15 protein-coding genes are annotated in these 18,120 nt (G+C 57.9%); 5 read left to right on the forward strand and 10 right to left on the reverse strand.

All coding sequences use genetic code 11. From position 1 onward, the window contains the following. The first annotated feature begins 120 nt into the window (after positions 1-120). A complete protein-coding gene (locus VEI50_04945) occupies positions 121-1,368 on the forward strand; it encodes an efflux RND transporter periplasmic adaptor subunit (protein ID HXX74450.1) in 1,248 nt (415 codons plus the stop codon). A gap of 46 nt (positions 1,369-1,414) precedes the next feature. Beyond that, entirely contained in the window at positions 1,415-4,579 is a 3,165-nt protein-coding gene (locus VEI50_04950; protein ID HXX74451.1) for a CusA/CzcA family heavy metal efflux RND transporter, read from the forward strand. A gap of 779 nt (positions 4,580-5,358) precedes the next feature. Here VEI50_04950 and fdhF read toward each other — a convergent pair. Genes fdhF through VEI50_04990 form a run of 8 tightly spaced genes read right to left on the reverse strand, consistent with a single transcriptional unit; the run spans position 5,359 to position 13,639 of the window. Continuing rightward, the gene (fdhF, locus tag VEI50_04955; GenBank protein HXX74452.1) at positions 5,359-8,100 is read right to left on the reverse strand and encodes a formate dehydrogenase subunit alpha; all 2,742 of its coding nucleotides are present in this window, start codon (positions 8,098-8,100) and stop codon (positions 5,359-5,361) included. Between the two features lie 38 nt (positions 8,101-8,138). After that, positions 8,139-9,647 carry an NADH-ubiquinone oxidoreductase-F iron-sulfur binding region domain-containing protein gene (locus tag VEI50_04960; GenBank protein ID HXX74453.1) on the reverse strand — a complete coding sequence of 503 codons (1,509 nt, stop codon included), beginning with the start codon at positions 9,645-9,647 and terminating at the stop codon, positions 8,139-8,141. Next, positions 9,644-10,117 carry an NAD(P)H-dependent oxidoreductase subunit E gene (locus tag VEI50_04965; GenBank protein HXX74454.1) on the reverse strand — a complete coding sequence of 158 codons (474 nt, stop codon included), beginning with the start codon at positions 10,115-10,117 and terminating at the stop codon, positions 9,644-9,646. Before VEI50_04965 ends, VEI50_04960 begins: the two co-directional genes overlap by 4 nt. Further along, positions 10,114-11,499, reverse strand: a complete 1,386-nt coding sequence (locus VEI50_04970; GenBank protein HXX74455.1) for a hypothetical protein — start codon at positions 11,497-11,499, stop codon at positions 10,114-10,116. The genes VEI50_04965 and VEI50_04970 overlap by 4 nt, the downstream gene beginning before the upstream one ends. Beyond that, positions 11,483-11,707, reverse strand: coding sequence for a DUF2934 domain-containing protein (locus tag VEI50_04975; protein HXX74456.1), 225 nt, complete (start codon positions 11,705-11,707; stop codon positions 11,483-11,485). Before VEI50_04975 ends, VEI50_04970 begins: the two co-directional genes overlap by 17 nt. A gap of 22 nt (positions 11,708-11,729) precedes the next feature. After that, positions 11,730-12,698 carry a universal stress protein gene (locus tag VEI50_04980; protein HXX74457.1) on the reverse strand — a complete coding sequence of 323 codons (969 nt, stop codon included), beginning with the start codon at positions 12,696-12,698 and terminating at the stop codon, positions 11,730-11,732. Between the two features lie 4 nt (positions 12,699-12,702). After that, complete coding sequence (locus tag VEI50_04985; protein HXX74458.1) at positions 12,703-13,131, reverse strand: hypothetical protein; 429 nt, start codon at positions 13,129-13,131, stop codon at positions 12,703-12,705. Positions 13,132-13,156: 25 nt separating this feature from the next. Further along, positions 13,157-13,639 (reverse strand): universal stress protein, encoded by a 483-nt coding sequence (locus VEI50_04990; protein ID HXX74459.1) that lies wholly within the window; start codon positions 13,637-13,639, stop codon positions 13,157-13,159. Between the two features lie 508 nt (positions 13,640-14,147). Between VEI50_04990 and VEI50_04995 the strand changes: the two genes are divergently transcribed. The 3 genes from VEI50_04995 to VEI50_05005 all read left to right on the forward strand — a co-directional run bounded on the left by VEI50_04995 (position 14,148) and on the right by VEI50_05005 (position 16,073). Continuing rightward, the gene (locus tag VEI50_04995; protein HXX74460.1) at positions 14,148-14,378 is read left to right on the forward strand and encodes a hypothetical protein; all 231 of its coding nucleotides are present in this window, start codon (positions 14,148-14,150) and stop codon (positions 14,376-14,378) included. A 133-nt stretch (positions 14,379-14,511) separates the two neighbouring features. Next, positions 14,512-15,213: a dienelactone hydrolase family protein gene (locus tag VEI50_05000; GenBank protein HXX74461.1), complete on the forward strand. Its 702-nt coding sequence runs from the start codon at positions 14,512-14,514 to the stop codon at positions 15,211-15,213. Beyond that, entirely contained in the window at positions 15,210-16,073 is an 864-nt protein-coding gene (locus VEI50_05005) for a universal stress protein (protein ID HXX74462.1), read from the forward strand. The genes VEI50_05000 and VEI50_05005 overlap by 4 nt, the downstream gene beginning before the upstream one ends. On the opposite strand, the gene VEI50_05010 is transcribed toward VEI50_05005, so the two are convergent. After that, positions 16,070-16,609 carry an adenylyl-sulfate kinase gene (locus VEI50_05010; protein HXX74463.1) on the reverse strand — a complete coding sequence of 180 codons (540 nt, stop codon included), beginning with the start codon at positions 16,607-16,609 and terminating at the stop codon, positions 16,070-16,072. The genes VEI50_05005 and VEI50_05010 overlap by 4 nt on opposite strands. Positions 16,610-16,707: 98 nt before the next feature. Then, the gene (locus VEI50_05015) at positions 16,708-17,796 is read right to left on the reverse strand and encodes a phosphotransferase (protein HXX74464.1); all 1,089 of its coding nucleotides are present in this window, start codon (positions 17,794-17,796) and stop codon (positions 16,708-16,710) included. Positions 17,797-18,120 lie beyond the last annotated feature (324 nt).

The following is an 18,120-nucleotide window of genomic DNA, read 5'->3' on the forward strand; positions in this document are numbered from 1 at the left end:
TCAGCGCCGTGAGCCCCCTAGAGGTAAGCGGTATAAGGTGCAGTATCTCTCTGCCACCCACGGCGAGCGGAATTCTCTTTACAAGGTGTCTCGGAAGAGGACCGACGTTGAGGGCAAGGGATGGGTTTTAACAAGAAAAGTGTGGTCGTTGGCGCCGGAATTATAGCAGTGGGACTTATCATTGCTGTGTGGTGGTTTTTCATTGAGCCATCTGGCGAACCGGTCAAACAAGGCCAGGCTCCTTCCTCTGACAAAGCGGCGGGCACTGCGCAATCCGCCTACGAGGTCCCGCGACGCCCTTCGGCCGATGTCTTGAGTGCCCAAACCGTGGAGTTATCCGCTTCGGAATTCGAGCAGTTCAAGATCATGCCTGTCGAAGAGCATGACTTCACGATCCAACGCGAGGCGGTTGGCAATATCGATTTCAACCAAGAGATGTTGGTGCAGGTCTTTCCCCCTGTTTCGGGAAAGACTATCGCTCTTTTTGCCACAGTCGGCGACGAAGTAAAGAAAGGAGAGCCACTCTACACGATTGAGAGCCCTGATCTCGTCCAAGCAGAATCAGCACTCATTTCTGCTGCCGGTACCCTTTTTCTGACGACGCGCGTTCTCAAGCGTAACAAGGAACTTAGACAGTTGAAGGCGCTTTCGCAGAAAGAGCTTGAGCAGGCTATCTCTGATCAGGAGGCTGCGGAAGGAGCCTACAAAGCAGCGCGCAATGCCGTCCGCATCTTTGGCAAGACGGAGAAGGATATGGATCGCATGGTCGCCCAACGCAAGGTCGATCCGGTCCTCGTCGTGCGCAATCCCATCACAGGACGCGTGACTGCGCGAAATGCCGCCCCTGGTCTATTGGTTCAGCCAGGCAGTTCGGTAGCGCCCTACACGCTGGCCGATGTCTCGACCATGTGGATGATGGCAAAAGTTGCCGAGACTGACTTTCCAACTCTCCGGTTGGGTGAAGAAGTTGATGTATCGGTGAAGGCGTATCCGGGACGGGTGTTTCGGGGGAAAGTCGTCAGAATTGGAGAATCCGTTGATCCGGTCACGCACCGGCTGTTGGTGCGCTCGGAAGTCCAAGATCCTAAGCATGAATTACGTCCGGGAATGTTCGCGACCTTTGCGATCCGAATAGGCTCGATAGTCCGGTCTCCGGCGGTACCGATCAACGGCGTCGTCCGTGAAGGCGATGGGTCCATGACGGTATGGGTCACCACCGACCGAAAGCACTTGGTCAAACGGACGGTCAAGATAGGGCTTCAGCAGGACGAGTACGACCAGATTGTTGAGGGGTTGCAACCGGGAGAACTGGTGGCCACCGAGAGGGCACTCTTCCTAAGCAATGCACTGACGGAGATGTCCCGATAGATCCTTTTCTGCAGACGAAGGGGATGAATATCCCAAGAGGTATTCCGTGCTAAGGGTCATCCTTACGTTCTGTCTGTCCCGCCGCCCGATTGTTCTAATCGGCCTAGGCCTGCTCCTTTGCAGCGGTCTTGTCGCATTCTACAAGATCAATGTCGAGGCCTATCCAAACCCGGCTCCTGTCATCCTCGAAATAACGGCCCAGGCTCCAGGTCTGTCTGCGGAGGAGATGGAGCGGTATTACACGATTCCTATGGAGGTGGGCCTCGCTGTTGTCCCGGGGGTTGAGGTCATTCGCTCGACCTCGTTCTACGGGCTGTCGTTCGTCCGCGTCACATTTCGATACGGTATCGAATATTACTGGGCCAAAACACAGACCGCCATTGCCCTGCAACAGTATGTCAATTTGCCGAACGGGGTATCCCCACTCATCCAAGGTTCCAGCTTGGTGGGTGAAATCGTTCGCTACCAACTAGTGGGCCCCCCACGCTTCGGATTGACCAACTTGCGCACACTACAGGACTGGGTTCTCCAGCGTCGACTGCTGACAGTTCCTGGCGTGGTCCAGGTGGTGACATGGGGTGGGACGACAAAGACCTACGATGTCGAGGTCGATCTCCACAAGCTTGACGAATTCAACATTACCCTCCCGCAAATTCTGACCACTGTCGGCAACGCTAATATTAATGTCGGTGGCCGAACCCTTAACGTTGGCCAGCAGGCAGTCAATGTCCGGGGCGTCGGCCTGATTAACAAGGTGGAGGATATCGAGAACATCGCTCTCAGCGCCAAAGAGGGCGGCATCCCGATTCTGGTAAAGGATGTGGCGAAGGTTTCAGTGGGCAATCTGCCCAGGTTGGGGAAGGCAGGTCGCGACGATGAGGACGACGTGGTCACTGCGATTGTGATCATGGATCGGACGCAGCATACCAATGACGTTGTTGCCAGGGTTGCGGCCGAAATCCAGAAGATCAATAGCGACGGCACGCTGCCCCCGGAAGTCCATGTAGTCCCGTTTTATGATCGTGCTACGCTTGTTTCGGTCACCACACACACTGTCTTGCACAATCTCATTTTCGGCTGCCTACTGGTTTTCTTGATCCAGTGGCTTTTTCTGGGCGATCTACGCAGTGCGATCATTGTCGGTGCCAATATCCCCTTCGACTTGCTCTTTGCCATCATCGCTTTGTATTTGACGGGAGAGTCGGCCAACCTTCTGTCAATTGGGGCCATCGACTTCGGCATCGTCGTCGACTCATCCGTTATTTTTGTCGAGAACCTCGTACGTAATCTCCAGATGAATGAGGAGGACCAAAACAGTCTCCTGAAGACGTACCCTCCCCCTCCGGAAGCCTCAGGCTGGACGAGCCGGCTTCGGATGGTCTATAGCAGCGCCTTGCAGATCGACAAGGCGATCTTGTATTCGACATTGGTTACATTGGTGGCCTTCCTGCCGCTGTTCACAATGCAGGGCGTCGAAGGGCAGATCTTCGGTCCGATGGCAAGGACATATGGTTACGCCCTGGTGGGCGCCCTGATCGGTCGATTCACGATCACTCCGGTCCTGTCCACATTCCTGCTTCCGGAGCACGTTCGGCGTACCGAAACGATTCTCGTGCGAGGCTTACGTGCCATCTACCTTCCGACCCTCCGTTGGGTGTTGACCCACCGGGCCATCATGGTGGCGATCGGCGTCGCTGTCTTGGCTTCGAGGATTCTGATGCCGCCTCTGGGCGGCGAGTTCCTGCCCGCTCTCGAAGAGGGAAACCTCTGGATTCGTGCCACAATGCCCCCAACGATCTCGTTGGAATCCGGAATGCCAGTGGTCGACCGCATTCGTCGGATAATCCTCAGCCACCCAGAAGTCATTACAGTCGTCTCGCAGCATGGCCGGCCTGACGACGGGAGCGATGCTGCGGGATTTTACAACGCCGAATTCTTTGCAGCGTTGAAGGCAAGGGATCAGTGGCCCTCTGGGATGACGAAAGAGAAGCTGATTCAGCAAATTCAGGAAGAGTTTAAAAACGAGTTCACGGGCATTATGTTCAACTTTTCGCAAGCCATTCAGGACAACATTGAAGAGGGGCTGTCGGGGGTCAAGGGCGCCAACTCCGTCAAAATCATTGGGCCGGATTTAGCCGCTCTGGAGAAGATTGCGACACAAGTCCTGCATGAAATGGATCAAGTCCGTGGGGTCACCGATCTCGGCATCTACCGGGTACGAGGTCAGCCGAACCTGAATATCGTCATAGACCGAGAGGCCGCGGACCGCTACGGTCTCAATTCAGGGGATGTGAACAGCGTCGTCCAAGCAGCCCTCGGGGGCGCGCAGGCAACAACGGTCCTGGAGAACGAGCGCCGATTCGCCCTGATCGTCCGCCTCGCTCCCGAATACCGTAACAGTCTGGATAAGGTACGTGCCATCAAGGTCGGGTTTCAGACGAGCAGGGGCGACAATGCCTACATTCCTTTGCGCGACGTTGCCACGATATCCTTGGATACGGGCGCGTCTTATATCTTTCACGAAAAAAATCAGCGATTCATTCCCATCAAGTTTAGCGTGCGCGGCCGTGACCTCGAGAGCACGGTAGCCGATGCACAAGATCGGATTGCGCAGACGATAACGCTCCCACAAAATTATCGGCTCGAGTGGGCAGGGGAGTTCCACGAACTGCAGCAGGCCAAGAAACGGCTCGAGGTGATCGTTCCGGTGAGCATCGCCCTGGTCATGATCATTTTGTATGCCCTATTCGGGTCGGTTCGAGACAGCCTGATTGCACTAGTGGGCATTCCCTTTGCCGGTTTTGGCGGAACATTAGCTTTGCTGGCCAGAGGGTTTCCTTTCAGTGTTTCCGCTGCCGTTGGGTTCATTTCGGTGTTCGGAATTTCGGTAATGGATGGCATCTTGATGCTCACCTACTACAACGAGGTCATGCAGCGGGGCGGCCTGTCGAGTATCGACGGCATGTTCCATGCTGCCTCCCAACGAATGCGGCCTATGCTGATGACGGCGCTGTCGGCTTGCCTGGGGCTTCTCCCCGCCGCCATGTCAACCAGCATCGGTGCCCAAGTGCAACGACCCTTGGCAACGGTGGTTGTTGGTGGCTTGTTGTTCGATTCGATTATGTTACTGGTGGTCGTGCCTCCTCTGCGCGTCGTGTTCCTCGGACATTCCGAGAGCGGCGGCGCGACTAAAACCGAAGTGGAGCAATAAAAAACACAGGGCCATCTGCTGGACAAGTGTAAGTCATGAATGTGCCCAGGTGACGGACCTCCACCAGGACTTCCGTTCTGGGATGATGCCTGAGTTTTCCTGCAACTCTACTGGCTAGACCGAGTCTGGCCCCCTGCTAGCGTGCAACCATCTGTGCCGACGGCCGAAAGCCTTCGTGTGTCGATCAGATCGTGACCCGAAGTTAGCAAATCGCCCTTTTGAGCGAATGGCGCTGCTCCTTTCATCCGAGCGCTGAAAGAATGAACCTTGTACGGTAATAAAAGCGTTGAGGATAAGAAAACAAATACATGAAGGGTCGAGACAGTTCGTAAACCCCAGGTCGCTGGTTCGATCCCAGTTCCCGGATCGACATTATTCCACTTAGCTTTCGAAGTCGGTAGAAATATTAGAAAGGGCTAGAAGGCTGAGGCATACCCCTGGTAACCCCTGGTCGAGGTGCCACTCGTGGCACTTGGATCTGTAACCACTTGTAACTAGTAGACACGAAATGTCACTTTTTGCATTGTCTTTTTCTTTTAACTTGTTGTTTATGCTCATTTTCATGACGCCCTGAAAAGGCTGGCAGCGACAGTTCGATTCTGTCCCTCGGCACCACCATTCGCGCGCTTGGAGCTTGTTCAAGATAGGAAGGTGGCACTAGAGAAGCGGGATCCTGGCGGCTGGCATCGATTTCCCTCACTAAGAAGCAGCAGTCTATGTCTTCAGTTCCGGTTCTGTCCTTTTGATTGACGCTGAAGAATGACGACCAATCGCCTTTTTCACAGGATCAGTTGGCGGCGCAAGCGCCGTAGTTCCGCTTCATCCTCCGCGTCGAGCTCTTCTTGTTCAATCGGTTCCACGCGAACAGCGGATACTTTGTACTCGGGGCACTTGGAGCTTTCGTCCGCGCTCGATGAGAGCAGCTCGTTGACCGTCGAGGCCGGGAAGTGAAAGCTGGTGAAGACATGCCCGGGCAGCACGCGCTCGCTCTTCGCGACAGGAAGTATCGCCTCCCCGCGGGCGCTCACCAATCGAACGATCGCACCATCATCTAGATGCAACCGCTCCATATCGGCTGGGTGCATTTCCAACACGTCAGTATCGACGACTTTCAAGATTTCCGTCCGGCGCGTCTGGGCTCCGCAATTGTAATGTTGGAGAATCCGTCCCGTGGTCAAGACGAACGGATAGTCCTTGGTCGCTTGCTCACCAGGCGGCAAATAATCGACAGGCACGAAGCGGGCTTTCCCCTTTGGGAAGGTTTCTCCATGCATGAGCGCTGTCCCTGCGTGTACCGTGGTCGGCACCGGCCACTGCAAACCGGCATGCGACTCCAATCGATCATACGACACGCCCGCAAATACGGGGGTCAGCTTCGCGATCTCGTCCATGATCTCGGAGGGATGGGTATACGTCATCGGGTACCCCATGCGTGTCGCCACTTCACAGACGACCTGCCAATCCGGGAGAATTCCGTTCGGAGGATCGACGGCTTTTCTGATCCGCTGGATGCGACGTTCGAGATTCGTGAACGTGCCGTCTTTTTCCAAGAACGAGGCGCCGGGAAGGATAAGGGTCGCAAACTTGGTGGTCTCGCTCATGAATAAATCCTGAACGACGAGAAACTCCAGGTTTCGCAAAGCTTGCTGGACCTTCTTCGAGTTAGGATCGGTTTGCGCGACATCGTAGCCGATGATCCAGAGCCCCTTGAGCCGTCCAGCGATCGCAGCATCCCACATATCCGGCGTCTTCATCCCCCGCTTCGTCGGCAACGGACGTCCCGTGACAGTTTGATGAAGCGACGCAAGAGCGGGATCGTCCAAACTCTGATAGCCCGCGAAGTAGGTCGGCAAGCATCCGACATCGGAGGCACCCTGCACATTGTTTTGACCACGCAACGGATTAATGCCGCTGCCGGGCTTCCCAACATTACCGGTAGCCAGAGCCACGTTGCAGAGCGCGATCACCCCGTGGCTTCCCCACCGATGTTCGGTCACGCCCAAGCCATGGACGCAGAGCGATGCTCCACTCTTGGCATAGTGCCGCGCAACCTGGTAGACGAGGTGAGCCGGAACGCCGGTGACGGGTTCCAGCTGTTCCGGTGAACAATCCGAGACGGTTTTGAGCCACTCTTCGAATCCCTCAGTCCTCGCCGCAACGAAGGCGTGGTCAAAGAGCTTCTCTTTGGCGATCACATAGCCGATCGCGTTGAGCAACGCGACGTTGGTGCCGGGCCGTAACTGCAGATGAAGGTCGGCGAGCCGGGCGAGTTCCGTCCGTCGCGGATCGATGACGATCAGCGGCACCCCACGACGATGGGCCTGCTTGATCTTGGCTCCGACCACGGGATGGGATTCAGTGGGATTGGCCCCGACCACCAGGATGAGTTTGGCCTGATCGAGATCTTCGATGGAATTGGTCGCGGCCGAGGCGCCCAAGGTCTCCATCATCCCGGTGACGGTGGCGCTATGGCAGACCCGTGCGCAGTTGTCGATGTGGTTGGTCCCCATGACGCAACGGATGAACTTACCGAAGAGGTAATTTTCTTCATTCGTTCCGCGGCTGGATGAGATCGCGGCGACGGCATCGGCTCCGTGCGATTCCTTCAGACGCGTAAATTCCCGTACGACGCGATCGAGCGCTGCGTCCCAGGAGATTTCTTCCCAACCGTCTGCCCTACGTAAGAGCGGCACCTTCAGCCGGTCGTGCGCGTCATTGTAGGTCCAGCCGAATCGACCCTTCATGCAGGCATGGCCGTGATTGGAAGGCCCGTCGTCGGCTGGCATCATCCTGACCACGCGACCGTCCCGGACTCCTGCGTCGAACGCACAACCGACCCCGCAATACGCGCAGGTCGTGCGCACCGTCGCCGTCGGGTAGCCAAGATCGAGAATCGTTTTCTCCGTGAGGGCGCCCGTGGGACATTCCTTCACGCAGGCGCCGCAGGAGACGCAATTCGAATCGGCAAACCCTCCGGCAGTCCCATTACGGGGACCGGCCCCGGCGATCGGTCTCGTCGCAAATCCTCGGGCGAACATCGTCAAGGCATGGGTCCCCTGGATTTCGTCACAGGCCCGGACACAGCGGGCGCAGGAAACACAGAGGGCATTGTCGAAAACAAAAAATGGATTGGACTCATCCCGGGACGTCACCCGGCTGGATGGCCGCCGGTACCGAACTCGCTTCGCGCCCAAGCCGAGCGCGAGTCGCTGCAACTCCTCCGGCCATTCTGTCCCGGAGGGTTGCTCGGACAAATACAGTTCCAGCACGTTACGTCGCAGGTGATTCACCCGGTCCGTGTCAGTGCGGACGACCATGCCGTCGCGGACCGGCGTCGTACAGGAAGCTGGTGTCCCGGATTGCCCTTGAATTTCACAGAGGCAGAGACGGCAGGACCCGAACGGGGCCAGATGATCGGATGCGCAGAGGCTGGGAATCTTGATCCCGGCCTTCTTCGCCGCTTGGTACACGGTGTCACCCGGTTCCGCGATTACCGTTCTGCCATTGATGGTAATCTTCATAGCTACCAACCCTCAGCGATCAGCTATCAGCAATCAGCTCACTGCTGACGGCTGAAGGCTGATAGCTTCTTCCTAAACTCATCTCCAAAATGTTCGATCGCTGTTAACACCGGGTACGGCGCGCGACCACCGAGCGCACAGAGGCTCGCGGCCTTCATCGTGTCCCCCAGGTCATGGAGCACCGCAAGATCGTCCGTACTCCCTTCACCGGCTTGGATCCGTTCCAGAATTTCGCGTCCCCGCACAGAACCGACCCGGCAGGGCGTGCATTTGCCACAGGATTCATCCGCGGTAAAGGCCATGAAATGCCGCGCCAACTCCACCATGTCTGTATCCTGATCGTAGACCACGATGCCGCCGTGGCCGAGAATGGCACCGGCCTCTGCGAAGGCGTCGTAACAAATCGGGATGTCGAGTTTTGACTCAGGAAACAGACTCCCGAGCGGCCCGCCGACTTGGACCGCCTTGAATCGGGAACCGGCGGCCATGCCGCCGCTAAATTGTTCCAGCACCTGGCGCAACGTCTGTCCGAATGGAATTTCAACGAGCCCCGGCTGCTTCACACGCCCACCGATCTGCAACGCGATCGTGCCCCGCGACCGCTCGGTTCCCATCGACGCATGCCAGGCTCCCCCGCGAGCGAGAATGTTCGGAATCGTCGCGAAGGTGAGCACATTGCTGACGATCGTCGGACGTCCATACAGGCCTGCCACGGCGGGATAAGGCGGCTTGGCCCGCACGACGCCGCGTCGCCCTTCCAGCGATTCCAAGAGCGCTGTCTCTTCTCCGCACACGTACGAGCCGGCACCAACTATTACCTCGATCTCGAAGGAAGCTCCGTTGAATTCCAGGAGTCCTTCTTCCATCGCTTTGCGAATCGCCGTTCGCAACGTGGCGGCCGCTGCGGGATATTCATGACGACAGTAGACATACCCCTTTGTGGCTCCGATCGCGCGCGCGCAGATCAACATGCCTTCGATCAGCCTGAAGGGATCCCCTTCCATGATCATACGATCACAGTAGGTGCCGGCATCCCCTTCATCCGCGTTGGCCACCACGTACTTCTCATCGGCTTCCGTCTGCCGGGCAATCTGCCATTTGTTCCACACGGGAAACGCCGCACCGCCACGCCCGCGGAGCCGGGAAATTTTGATCTCCTCGATCACGGCTGCCTCAGACATGTTCATCGCAGCAGCAAGTCCCTTGAATCCCCCCTGCGACTGGTATTCATCGATCGCCAGCGGTTCGGTCACGCCGAAGTTTGCAAACGTGTGTCGGGTTTGTTGCCGCAAGAACGGAATCGAGTCGACCAGCGTGCCTTCGAGACCGAATTCAATTCGGGGAAGATCGTTCGGCAAGACGTTAAACCAGGCCAGCCGTCCGCGTGGAGAATCCTGTTCTACTATTGGCTCGAGATAGAAAGCCCCGCGGGCAGAGGTGCGGACCAGCTGTACCTCCGGACGTTCCTTCCAGGCATCGGCAAGACGACCGGCCCCTGCCGCACGAGCCGATGTGTCGTTGGCAAGATAAAGGCGCGTCGTTTTCATTTTTTCGCCGGTTCCAGAATCGAAGGAATCTGCGAAGGCGTCACTCGTCCATAGAGGTCCTCGCCGACGATCACGGTCGGAGAGACGGCACAATTCCCGACACAGTATATTTTCTCGAGCGTAAACCGCCCTCCGGGCGTGGTCTCTCCGACGTCGACCAGCAGCTGATCCTGGATGGTACGAAGCACCCGCTCTCCGTGGTTCGCCGTGCAAGACTCACCCATGCAGATCTGAACCACACACCGCCCCGGTGATGCGGTGCGAAGATCGGGGTAGTAGGACAGCACTCCTGCGACCTGTGCGTCCGTCACTCCCAGCGCACGCGCAATCCGAGGCACCACCTTCTCCGGGACACAGCCGAACACCTCCTGAACCGCAAGGAGGACCTGAAGGATGTTGGGTCTGGCCGGCGGGACCGGCCGGCAGGACTCCAGCACCTCTTCCAGAGTCTGGTGGTGTCGTGTCGTCATCGAACAACCTCGTCGAGCCCTACGTGCGCTCTCAATTTGTTGTAGTCGAAGGCCGCACGCCCGACGCGCCGGACACCAAGATCATGCCTCTCCATCTCGGCGATGAGATTCCCAACTTTGTCTCGGCCGACTGCTGATCCCATGACATGCCTCGGCGTCTGGTTCTCCAACGCGGGGCACGCCCGCTCAGCCCACTCCAGATAGACGGTTTCCAAGAAGCTGTTCAACAGGGCTCGATCCTCTTCCGGCGTCACGACCACTGTGAGCGGCTCGTCCGTGGCCAACTGCGACTCCGTCACCCGGCGTGGCGGCGGAGTCGCGGATTCTCCCCGAAAATGGAGAGAGAACCCGAACGCCGCCGCAAGCTGGTGCTTGATCGTATCCAGTCGCTCTCGCGAGTCGCATTCCACCAACAACTGTGTCGCCGTCAGGGTCAGCCTCGCCACAACCGCGGATTTGACCGTTCCGAATGGTTCCCGCCGTACATAGAACTGGTCGCGTTTCGGGCCGACTTCCGTGCCGTCGGGGGAAGCCGCCGAGTCCGGCTCAAATCCCTCCAAGTCTCCGAGGGTGTTCGCGAGATGTCGATACTCGCTGTGATCGTACAGTACCAGGGCATACAGATAAGGTTGGCCGTTTCCCGTCACGTAGCGGATGCTGACGACGGCGTCGAGAAGCGCGGAAAACCGCATACGGGCGAAGGTCCACAACAAGACGTGTCCGTAGCGCTTGGCAAACTCCGCCCAGTCTCCGAGCTCAAACGAGCCGGCCGTCATTTCGACCTGACGCCGGTAGTCGGCAGTCGAACTCAAGAGTGCCTGACTGTCTTCCTTCGACAGCACGATCGCCGGACCTGCGATCACCGCCCGTTCCCACTCCTCATTGCCTGGCTCTCGAATCATCCTGGTCAGCAGAACCTGTCCTGTTTTGATCGCGTGGCGGAATTCACCGTCTGGCACGCGATAGGTCCGGCTGTCGCCAAGAGACCGGAGGAGGATCCGCTTCTCCGAGTCCTCGAGCGTGATGAATTCGACCAGATCCAGGTATGAATGTTTGAGCGGATCGAGCCACGCCCGTTCTTCCTGTGGAATGTGTTCCGTGATGACGTCGCGGAGTTGTTCGATCAGCGTGAGCTGCCCGTCCTGAGGATAGAAGTCGGCGTAGAGGGAGAGCTCGGCCAGTTCCGTTTCTTGCGACAACGGAAGCAAGAGTCCTCGTGCCGCCCCCTCAAGATAGGGCTCAAAAGCAAAACCGAGTGCAATCTGCCGCTGAGTTGCAAAACCAGGTTCCAGAGAGAGCTCTTCGAGCCGAACCAGCAGCGCTTCAAGAGCAGGGGGGAGCGGAACGTCCAAGCCAGCGGTCGTTTCACTCGCGAGCTTCATGAATCTCTTCCATGACGATCGTTTCTGCGTCGAGCCAGTCTTCGAGTTCCCTCCCCTCCCGACGCCCTCTCGATTCCCACAATTCATAGGCCTTCTTCGAAATCCGCTCCCACATGCCGTCCGGCAGTTCAATCGGCTTCTGAGAGCCGACGGACCTCGTTCCTTGTACGGACCTGAAGGCCACCCGCTTTTTGGTGGTTGTTCGCATGTCAGACCCCCTTGGTTACGCGTTATGAAATGCTCGTTTCCGGCAATTCAATCGGTGGCACCACGCGACGATGGCCGGCCGAGAACTTCGGGCTGCGCACCGTCAGCACAGGGCACGATGATTTCCGGACCACGGTCTCCGCGACACTACCGCTGATCGTATGAGACAGACCGCGTCGACCATGTGTGCCCATCACGATGAGGTCCGCCGGCATCGTCTTGGCCCGATCGAGAATTGAATCGGGCGGGAGACCACCATAAAGTTCGACGTCGGTCTTCACCCGCGCCTTACTGAGTGCCTTGGCCAGATCCGACAGCCGTCCACGGATCACCTCTCGCATCTTTTCCTGCTTCGCCACATGGAGAAGCGAGAAATCCAATCCGTATGAGACTGGTTCCAGAACATGGAGCAACCTGATCGATGCCCCGGAGCGTTGTGCCACCTGAACCGCATACTCCAGCGCATCGAGCGAACAATCCGAAAAATCGATCGGCACAAGGATCCGCTCCAGGCTCACACCTCTGCAGGGATCCGTCCCGCCCCCTTCGCCGTTACGCCGCTCCGTCCGGACCGCGAGGACCGGGCAGGGAGCCGTGCGGATCACCCGTTCTGCAGTGCTTCCCACGAGCACATGCTCAAGGCCGGTTTTCCCCTTGGTACCGACAACAACCAGGTCCGAGTCTTCGGCTTTGGCTGCAGCGATCAATTCCTCGCTCGGAATCCCCGTCGCAATACGCGTGTGGATTGAGATTCCCCGAGCGGAGACCCGCGCTTTCAGGTCCGCCATTTGCGACGTCGCTGTCTTCATCAGTTCGGACAAGTACATGTGATTGACGGGGTAGTCCGGATTGAGCCCAGGCGGAAACTCTAAGACGGTCATGACCGTGAGGTCCGCTCTCCAGACAGACGCCAGGCAACAGGCGTAGGCTTCCGCTCCTGTAGCCCAACGGGAAAAGTCAGTGGCGAAGAGAATGTGCAATCGATTTATCATGCGCTCACACAGCCTCCACACTCAGCAACAACAACTCTCCCTTCATGTTGGGATGAATCGAGCACCGGAACTCGTGCCGCCCCGGACGACTCATGTTAAAACGAATGGTCGCATCGCGCTTCGGGTCAAGGTACACACCTCCGATCCCTCTTCCATAGATGATCGTGCCGTCCTTTTCAACGGCGGTGGGGATCCCTTCAAACATGGTCGACCCGAAATCATGCCGTTCGGCGTCCTCGTTCTTCACCTTGATCACGGTCGGCAGCCCCAAATGGAGGATGCCCTGCTTGGTCGAGAAGGTGAAATTTTTGATCGTGACCTCCACCACTTGTTCCGTCTGCGACAACAGCGGCTCAGCCGATCCCCACCCTAATACGCACGTCATGCTGAGAACGAGCGCCAATCTGCTCCGTTGTACCATCTGACCAATCATCAGGACCTCCCTCCTTCTTAGCTATTCATCGACTAGCTTTGCCTGGTAGGGGCACCGTCAAGACCGGACACCCTGCCGTTCGGACAACCTTCTCCGCCGTGCTGCCGAAGAAAATCTTCTCCATGCTTCCTGCTCGCCCACCATAGCTGCCCATCACGACGAGATCAACCTTCTCGGCTCGCGTCGTTTTGGCGATCTCCACGAACGGCGCACCTTCCAGAATCATCCGGCGCACTGTGACAACGGATGCCTCGACAGTTTCCAACAATCGACGCACGTTCAGCCTGGCATGGTGTCGAAGCCGCCTCTTCTGTGCCGCCGTATCGGAGGGAACAGCCAAGAGACCAAGCCGATTGAACGCGTCGAGCGCACTGGTGTCGATGACGTGAAGAAGGAGGAGATCGGCCTGCGTGACCTCCGCCAGTGACACAGCCATGCGGAAGGCTTCGACTGAACAGGGAGAAAAATCGACGGGAACAAGGATTCTTGAGAACAAGCCTTCTGCCATGAAAGCTCCGATGGATCAGGAGAGTCCACACGTTTCTTCAGCAAAGCCGGTGCCACTAGGTCGAGGTTCCCGACCTTCGCCGAATGATGTATGGAAACAAGGGCTTCGTCCTCGAGGCCGAGCAGTCAATTTTCAGATGGCAGATTAGTGAATTCCAGATGGGGGAGTCTTGCTACAGCAGTTGTTTCGAGGTTGTAGCGGAAGGGGACAGACCGCTTGAGCGATGGGGGGTCAAACGTGGGCCGAAAGAGGGCGCGAGACGTGACGGATCTGGTTTCTCGTTGCATTCCCAAAATTCCATGGTTGATGTCCGGTATGGCATTGCTCTTGCTCGAACAAGTGCCTGAACGGCAACGAGGGAGGTGGCATGACGCGCACACATTGGTTGCTCCTAGGAGCGGTTCTGCTCGGTCTCGCGATCGCATTGTATATCGTTTTTTGCCCGACGGAATGTCATTGAGAGCACGTCATCGATCACGGCCCTGGTAAAGGAGGAGAAAGGTAGGACATGCGATGCCAGCGATGTCATCGATTCATGACGGTCGATGCGTACGTTGATATGGGACATCCGGAGAGTTCCCTCTGGCTCCGTACGTGGCGTTGTGGCAACTGCGGCAAAACCGATGGGCCTCACATCTTTCTGAACCGATCGGCATATCGCAATTGGGTCTACCGGGTGCTGAAACGATGGCGAGGCACCAGACCTCGACCTGATGAACTGACGGCGCTCACTGCCTAGCACGGATGTCTCACACCGGTGCGTCAGGTCTGCGGTGAAGATCCTGCAAGATGTTCGAGCGGACCGTCTACCCGAGCCTTGAAACGGCAATGAGGCTGTCAGGCAAGAACCGGGATTCACAAAAAGGTTAGCGATGTCGGCATCCATACGAGCACATCCCTCAGAAAACGTCACGATCCGCTCCGGTCGCGTTCGGCTGGACGGTATCTTGGGAATGCCCGAGGCGCCACTCGGTGTTGTCTTGTTCGCCCATGGGAGCGGCAGCGGACGCTTCAGTCCACGGAACAACTTTGTGGCCCGGCAGCTGCAAGATGGCTCTCTCGCGACCCTTCTCATCGATTTGCTCGATCCCATGGAATCAGAGGATCGCCACAAGGTTTTCGACATCGGTCTGCTCGCAGACCGTCTCCTGCTGGCCAAAGCGTGGCTCGCTCACGATCCCCGCACCGCACATCTTCGGATCGGCTACTTCGGCGCCAGCACAGGAGCGGGTGCAGCCTTGCAAGCAGCCGCTTGCGATCCCGCCATGATCGCGGCTGTCGTTTCCCGAGGAGGGCGACCTGACTTGGCTGAGCCTTACCTCTCCAAGGTCACCGCCCCTACGCTTCTGATCGTCGGTGGCGACGACGAGCCGGTGATCGACATGAATCGAGAAGCTTACGCGTTGCTTCGATGCGAGAAGGAATTCGTCATCGTGCCAGGCGCGACGCACTTGTTCGAAGAACCTGGAACGCTCGAACAGGTCGCCGACCAGGCGCGCCAGTGGTTCCAGCGCCATCTTGCGCAGCCTTCTCCACGATCTCCCCGGACAGCAGGAAAGGAGTCCTCCCGATGAATACCCTCTTGGCAGTCGACGGATCAGACTATTCGTATGAGGCCGTCAGGGCTCTAAAATACTTCCGTCGGGCTGACATGCTCACGGTTCTCCATGTGCTGAATGTCCCGAGGCCGGCTTACCCGATGATGGTCCCGGAAGTCGCCGACGAACTGTATCGCACGGTTGAGAACGGCATGAAGGAAGACGGTCAGCGGCTCCTGGATCGTATTGAGTCGTTGTTACCTGCCAGCGCCGGCCCTGTTACCAAACGTCTGGAAGTTGGTTCGCCGGCCGAGGTGATTGTGAGAGAAGCTGAACAACGGAAGGTGGATTTAATTCTCATGGGAGCTCGCGGCGTGGGCCCCATCAAGGAACAGCTGTTCGGGAGCGTTTCCCATCGCGTCTTGACCCTGGCCTCGGCCACCACGTGCATCCTGAACGGGCCGCTCAAGGCCCTGCACCACGTGTTGGTTCCGCTCCAAGGTCCATACGACGCAGAAGCGGCGGTGCGATTCTTTGGCACGAAGCCATTTCGCGACCTCGTGGAGCTCACACTTTTGACCGTGTTTCCGTCGACGACACCGCCGTGGCCGGTCGACGCAGTGACGGCGGCATCCATGGAGAAGCAGGGGCTGGAGAGCGCTAAGAACTTCCTCGACGCCATCGCCCCGAAGCTCACCGCACTCGGGTACAAGACACGAACACTCGCCGTGTTGGGGGCTCCGGCGACGATGATCCTACGCGAAGCGTCGAAACTGAAGCCCGATCTGATCGTCACGGGCACGCATGGACACAAGGGGCTCTCGCGGTTCGTGTTTGGCAGCGTCGCCCATGCCTTGCTCCACTCAGCCAGCTACCCAGTGCTCGTGTACCGTTAGCAGGGAGGGGTGACCATCCGTTGCAGCACGACCTCAAGAATGAGGTCGGCGGCTCTCTCAGGAGTGGTCTTCGTGCTGTCCACGAGCAAGTCGGGGCTGGCAGGCGCTTCATAGGGCTCTTGCAGGCCGGGAACCGTCGAGGACTCGCCACGCGCTCCCTTGCGATAGGTCCCCTTTTTATCGCGCTCCATACACACATTGAGCGGGCAGTTGACCGCGATCTCGAGGAAGCGAGGAATCAAGCGGCGCGCAAACTCGCGATAGGCGCGACGGTTGGCCGTGGCGTCGAAGACGACCGTGACCCCATGAGCCACCAACCGGGCCCCGAGGAACGCCAGCGTACGATAGAATTGGTCCCGCTCGGCCTGGGAATACGTGGGGACCGGCGTGACGACTCGGCGGACAACATCCGACTCTAAGACCTCGACAGTGAGACCGAGTTCTTGGAGCTTTGGTTTCAAGGCCTCGACGATCGAGCTTTTCCCCGAAGCCGGCAATCCGGTGACCCAGACGGCGAAAGCTTGATGTTGTGTCATTTCATGACCCGCCTGGCGAGAGGCACGAGGCGAGAGGCCAGGGTAAGATAATTCTTCCTTTCACCTCTCGCTTCTACCCCCCCGCTTTTAGCCCACCGTTATGCGGAACAATACTCATTAACACGAGAAGGGTCGAACCGCGGCTCGTCCAGCACATTCTGGATGAAGCGGAAAATGGATCGACGCACGTCGACAGACAACTTGGGATACCAGACCGGGCTTGCTAGGACCAACCCGCGAAACGCGAAAAAGGGTGCCGCAGTTTCCGTCACAGCCTGATCGCCGCTGGCCTCGCAATAGATATCCCAGAACGACCTGAAAACACGTTCCAATGCTCCCTCAAGTTTTCCTGACCGACAGAGCGAGAAGAACAGGTAATTGATGCTCATCGACGTGACATCATCGGCCGGCTCCCCCCACTCTCCTCGTGACCGATCCAACACCGAGAAGGCGGCGCCTCGCCGAAACAACACATTCCACGGGTGGAAATCCCCATGGACTTGCGACAATCTGTCGGTCCGCTTGCGCAAACGCCACCGCCAGCGGTTGCATGCCTCCTCGATCGTGCGCAACAGCTCCTCCGTGATGAATTCGAAGCGCGCCGGATAACTGTCGGTCAGGCCCATGATGCATTCACCGTGACCGATCAGCTCCCGCAGGCGCCGCCTGTAGAGATCAGGATCCCGCCGTTTCTTGCGATGGATCATCGCCAAATACCGCGCTAAGGTTTCCGTTCTCCGACGATCGAGTGTCGGGACCGATGCCTCCTGCGCCAGTCGTTCAAGGTCCACGTGATAGCTCGTGCCCTCTTCCCACTGGGTGAGCACGAACAACTCCTCCGCCTTGGCGATGGAGAAGAGTGTTCCTTTCACCGCAAAGGCGCCAACATCCAAGGCCTTCACGTGATGAGGAAGCCGTCCATACGAATGAAAATCCCATAATATCGCCTGCGCTCGATCAGCCATGTGCTCATGACCAAACGGGCCGGGACTCATTGTTTCAAGCACGGCAGACCTGAGGGTACGGCCCACTCGAAACGTGACTTTGATCGGCGCCCCATAACCGTATTGCTTGTACAACCCTTTCGAGCTTTCTTTGCCGATCAGACCGTACGACACGACGGTGGCACGCCGGCCAAACCGGTCTCGGAGGTACCGTTCAAGCGACTGTTTCGTCAAAGTAGGCATCACGGGTGGTGCACGCAAGTCATGTTCCAACATCGGCAAGGCACGTGGTCTGAAGCAAGGGGTAAGGACCAAGAGAGCAACCATTCGATTCCGAGCCCTTAGCCCCTCGCGTCTCGCCTCTTGCCCGTTCTTCAACTGGTGCATTGGGCTTCACCCGGCAATCACCCATTGAGGCAAAATGCGACACACACGTGAGGCGAGAGGTGCGAGGCCAGAGGCTAGAGGCTCAATTTTCTTGCCCCTTGCCTTTCGCCTCTTGCCTCGCTCCCCGTTTCGAAGTCGGCACATCGTTTGCTGATCTCCCTTGTCGGAATGTCGTGTCCT

The sequence above is a fragment of the Nitrospiraceae bacterium genome (genome assembly GCA_035623075.1).
In the GTDB taxonomy this organism is placed as follows: domain Bacteria; phylum Nitrospirota; class Nitrospiria; order Nitrospirales; family Nitrospiraceae; genus DASPUC01.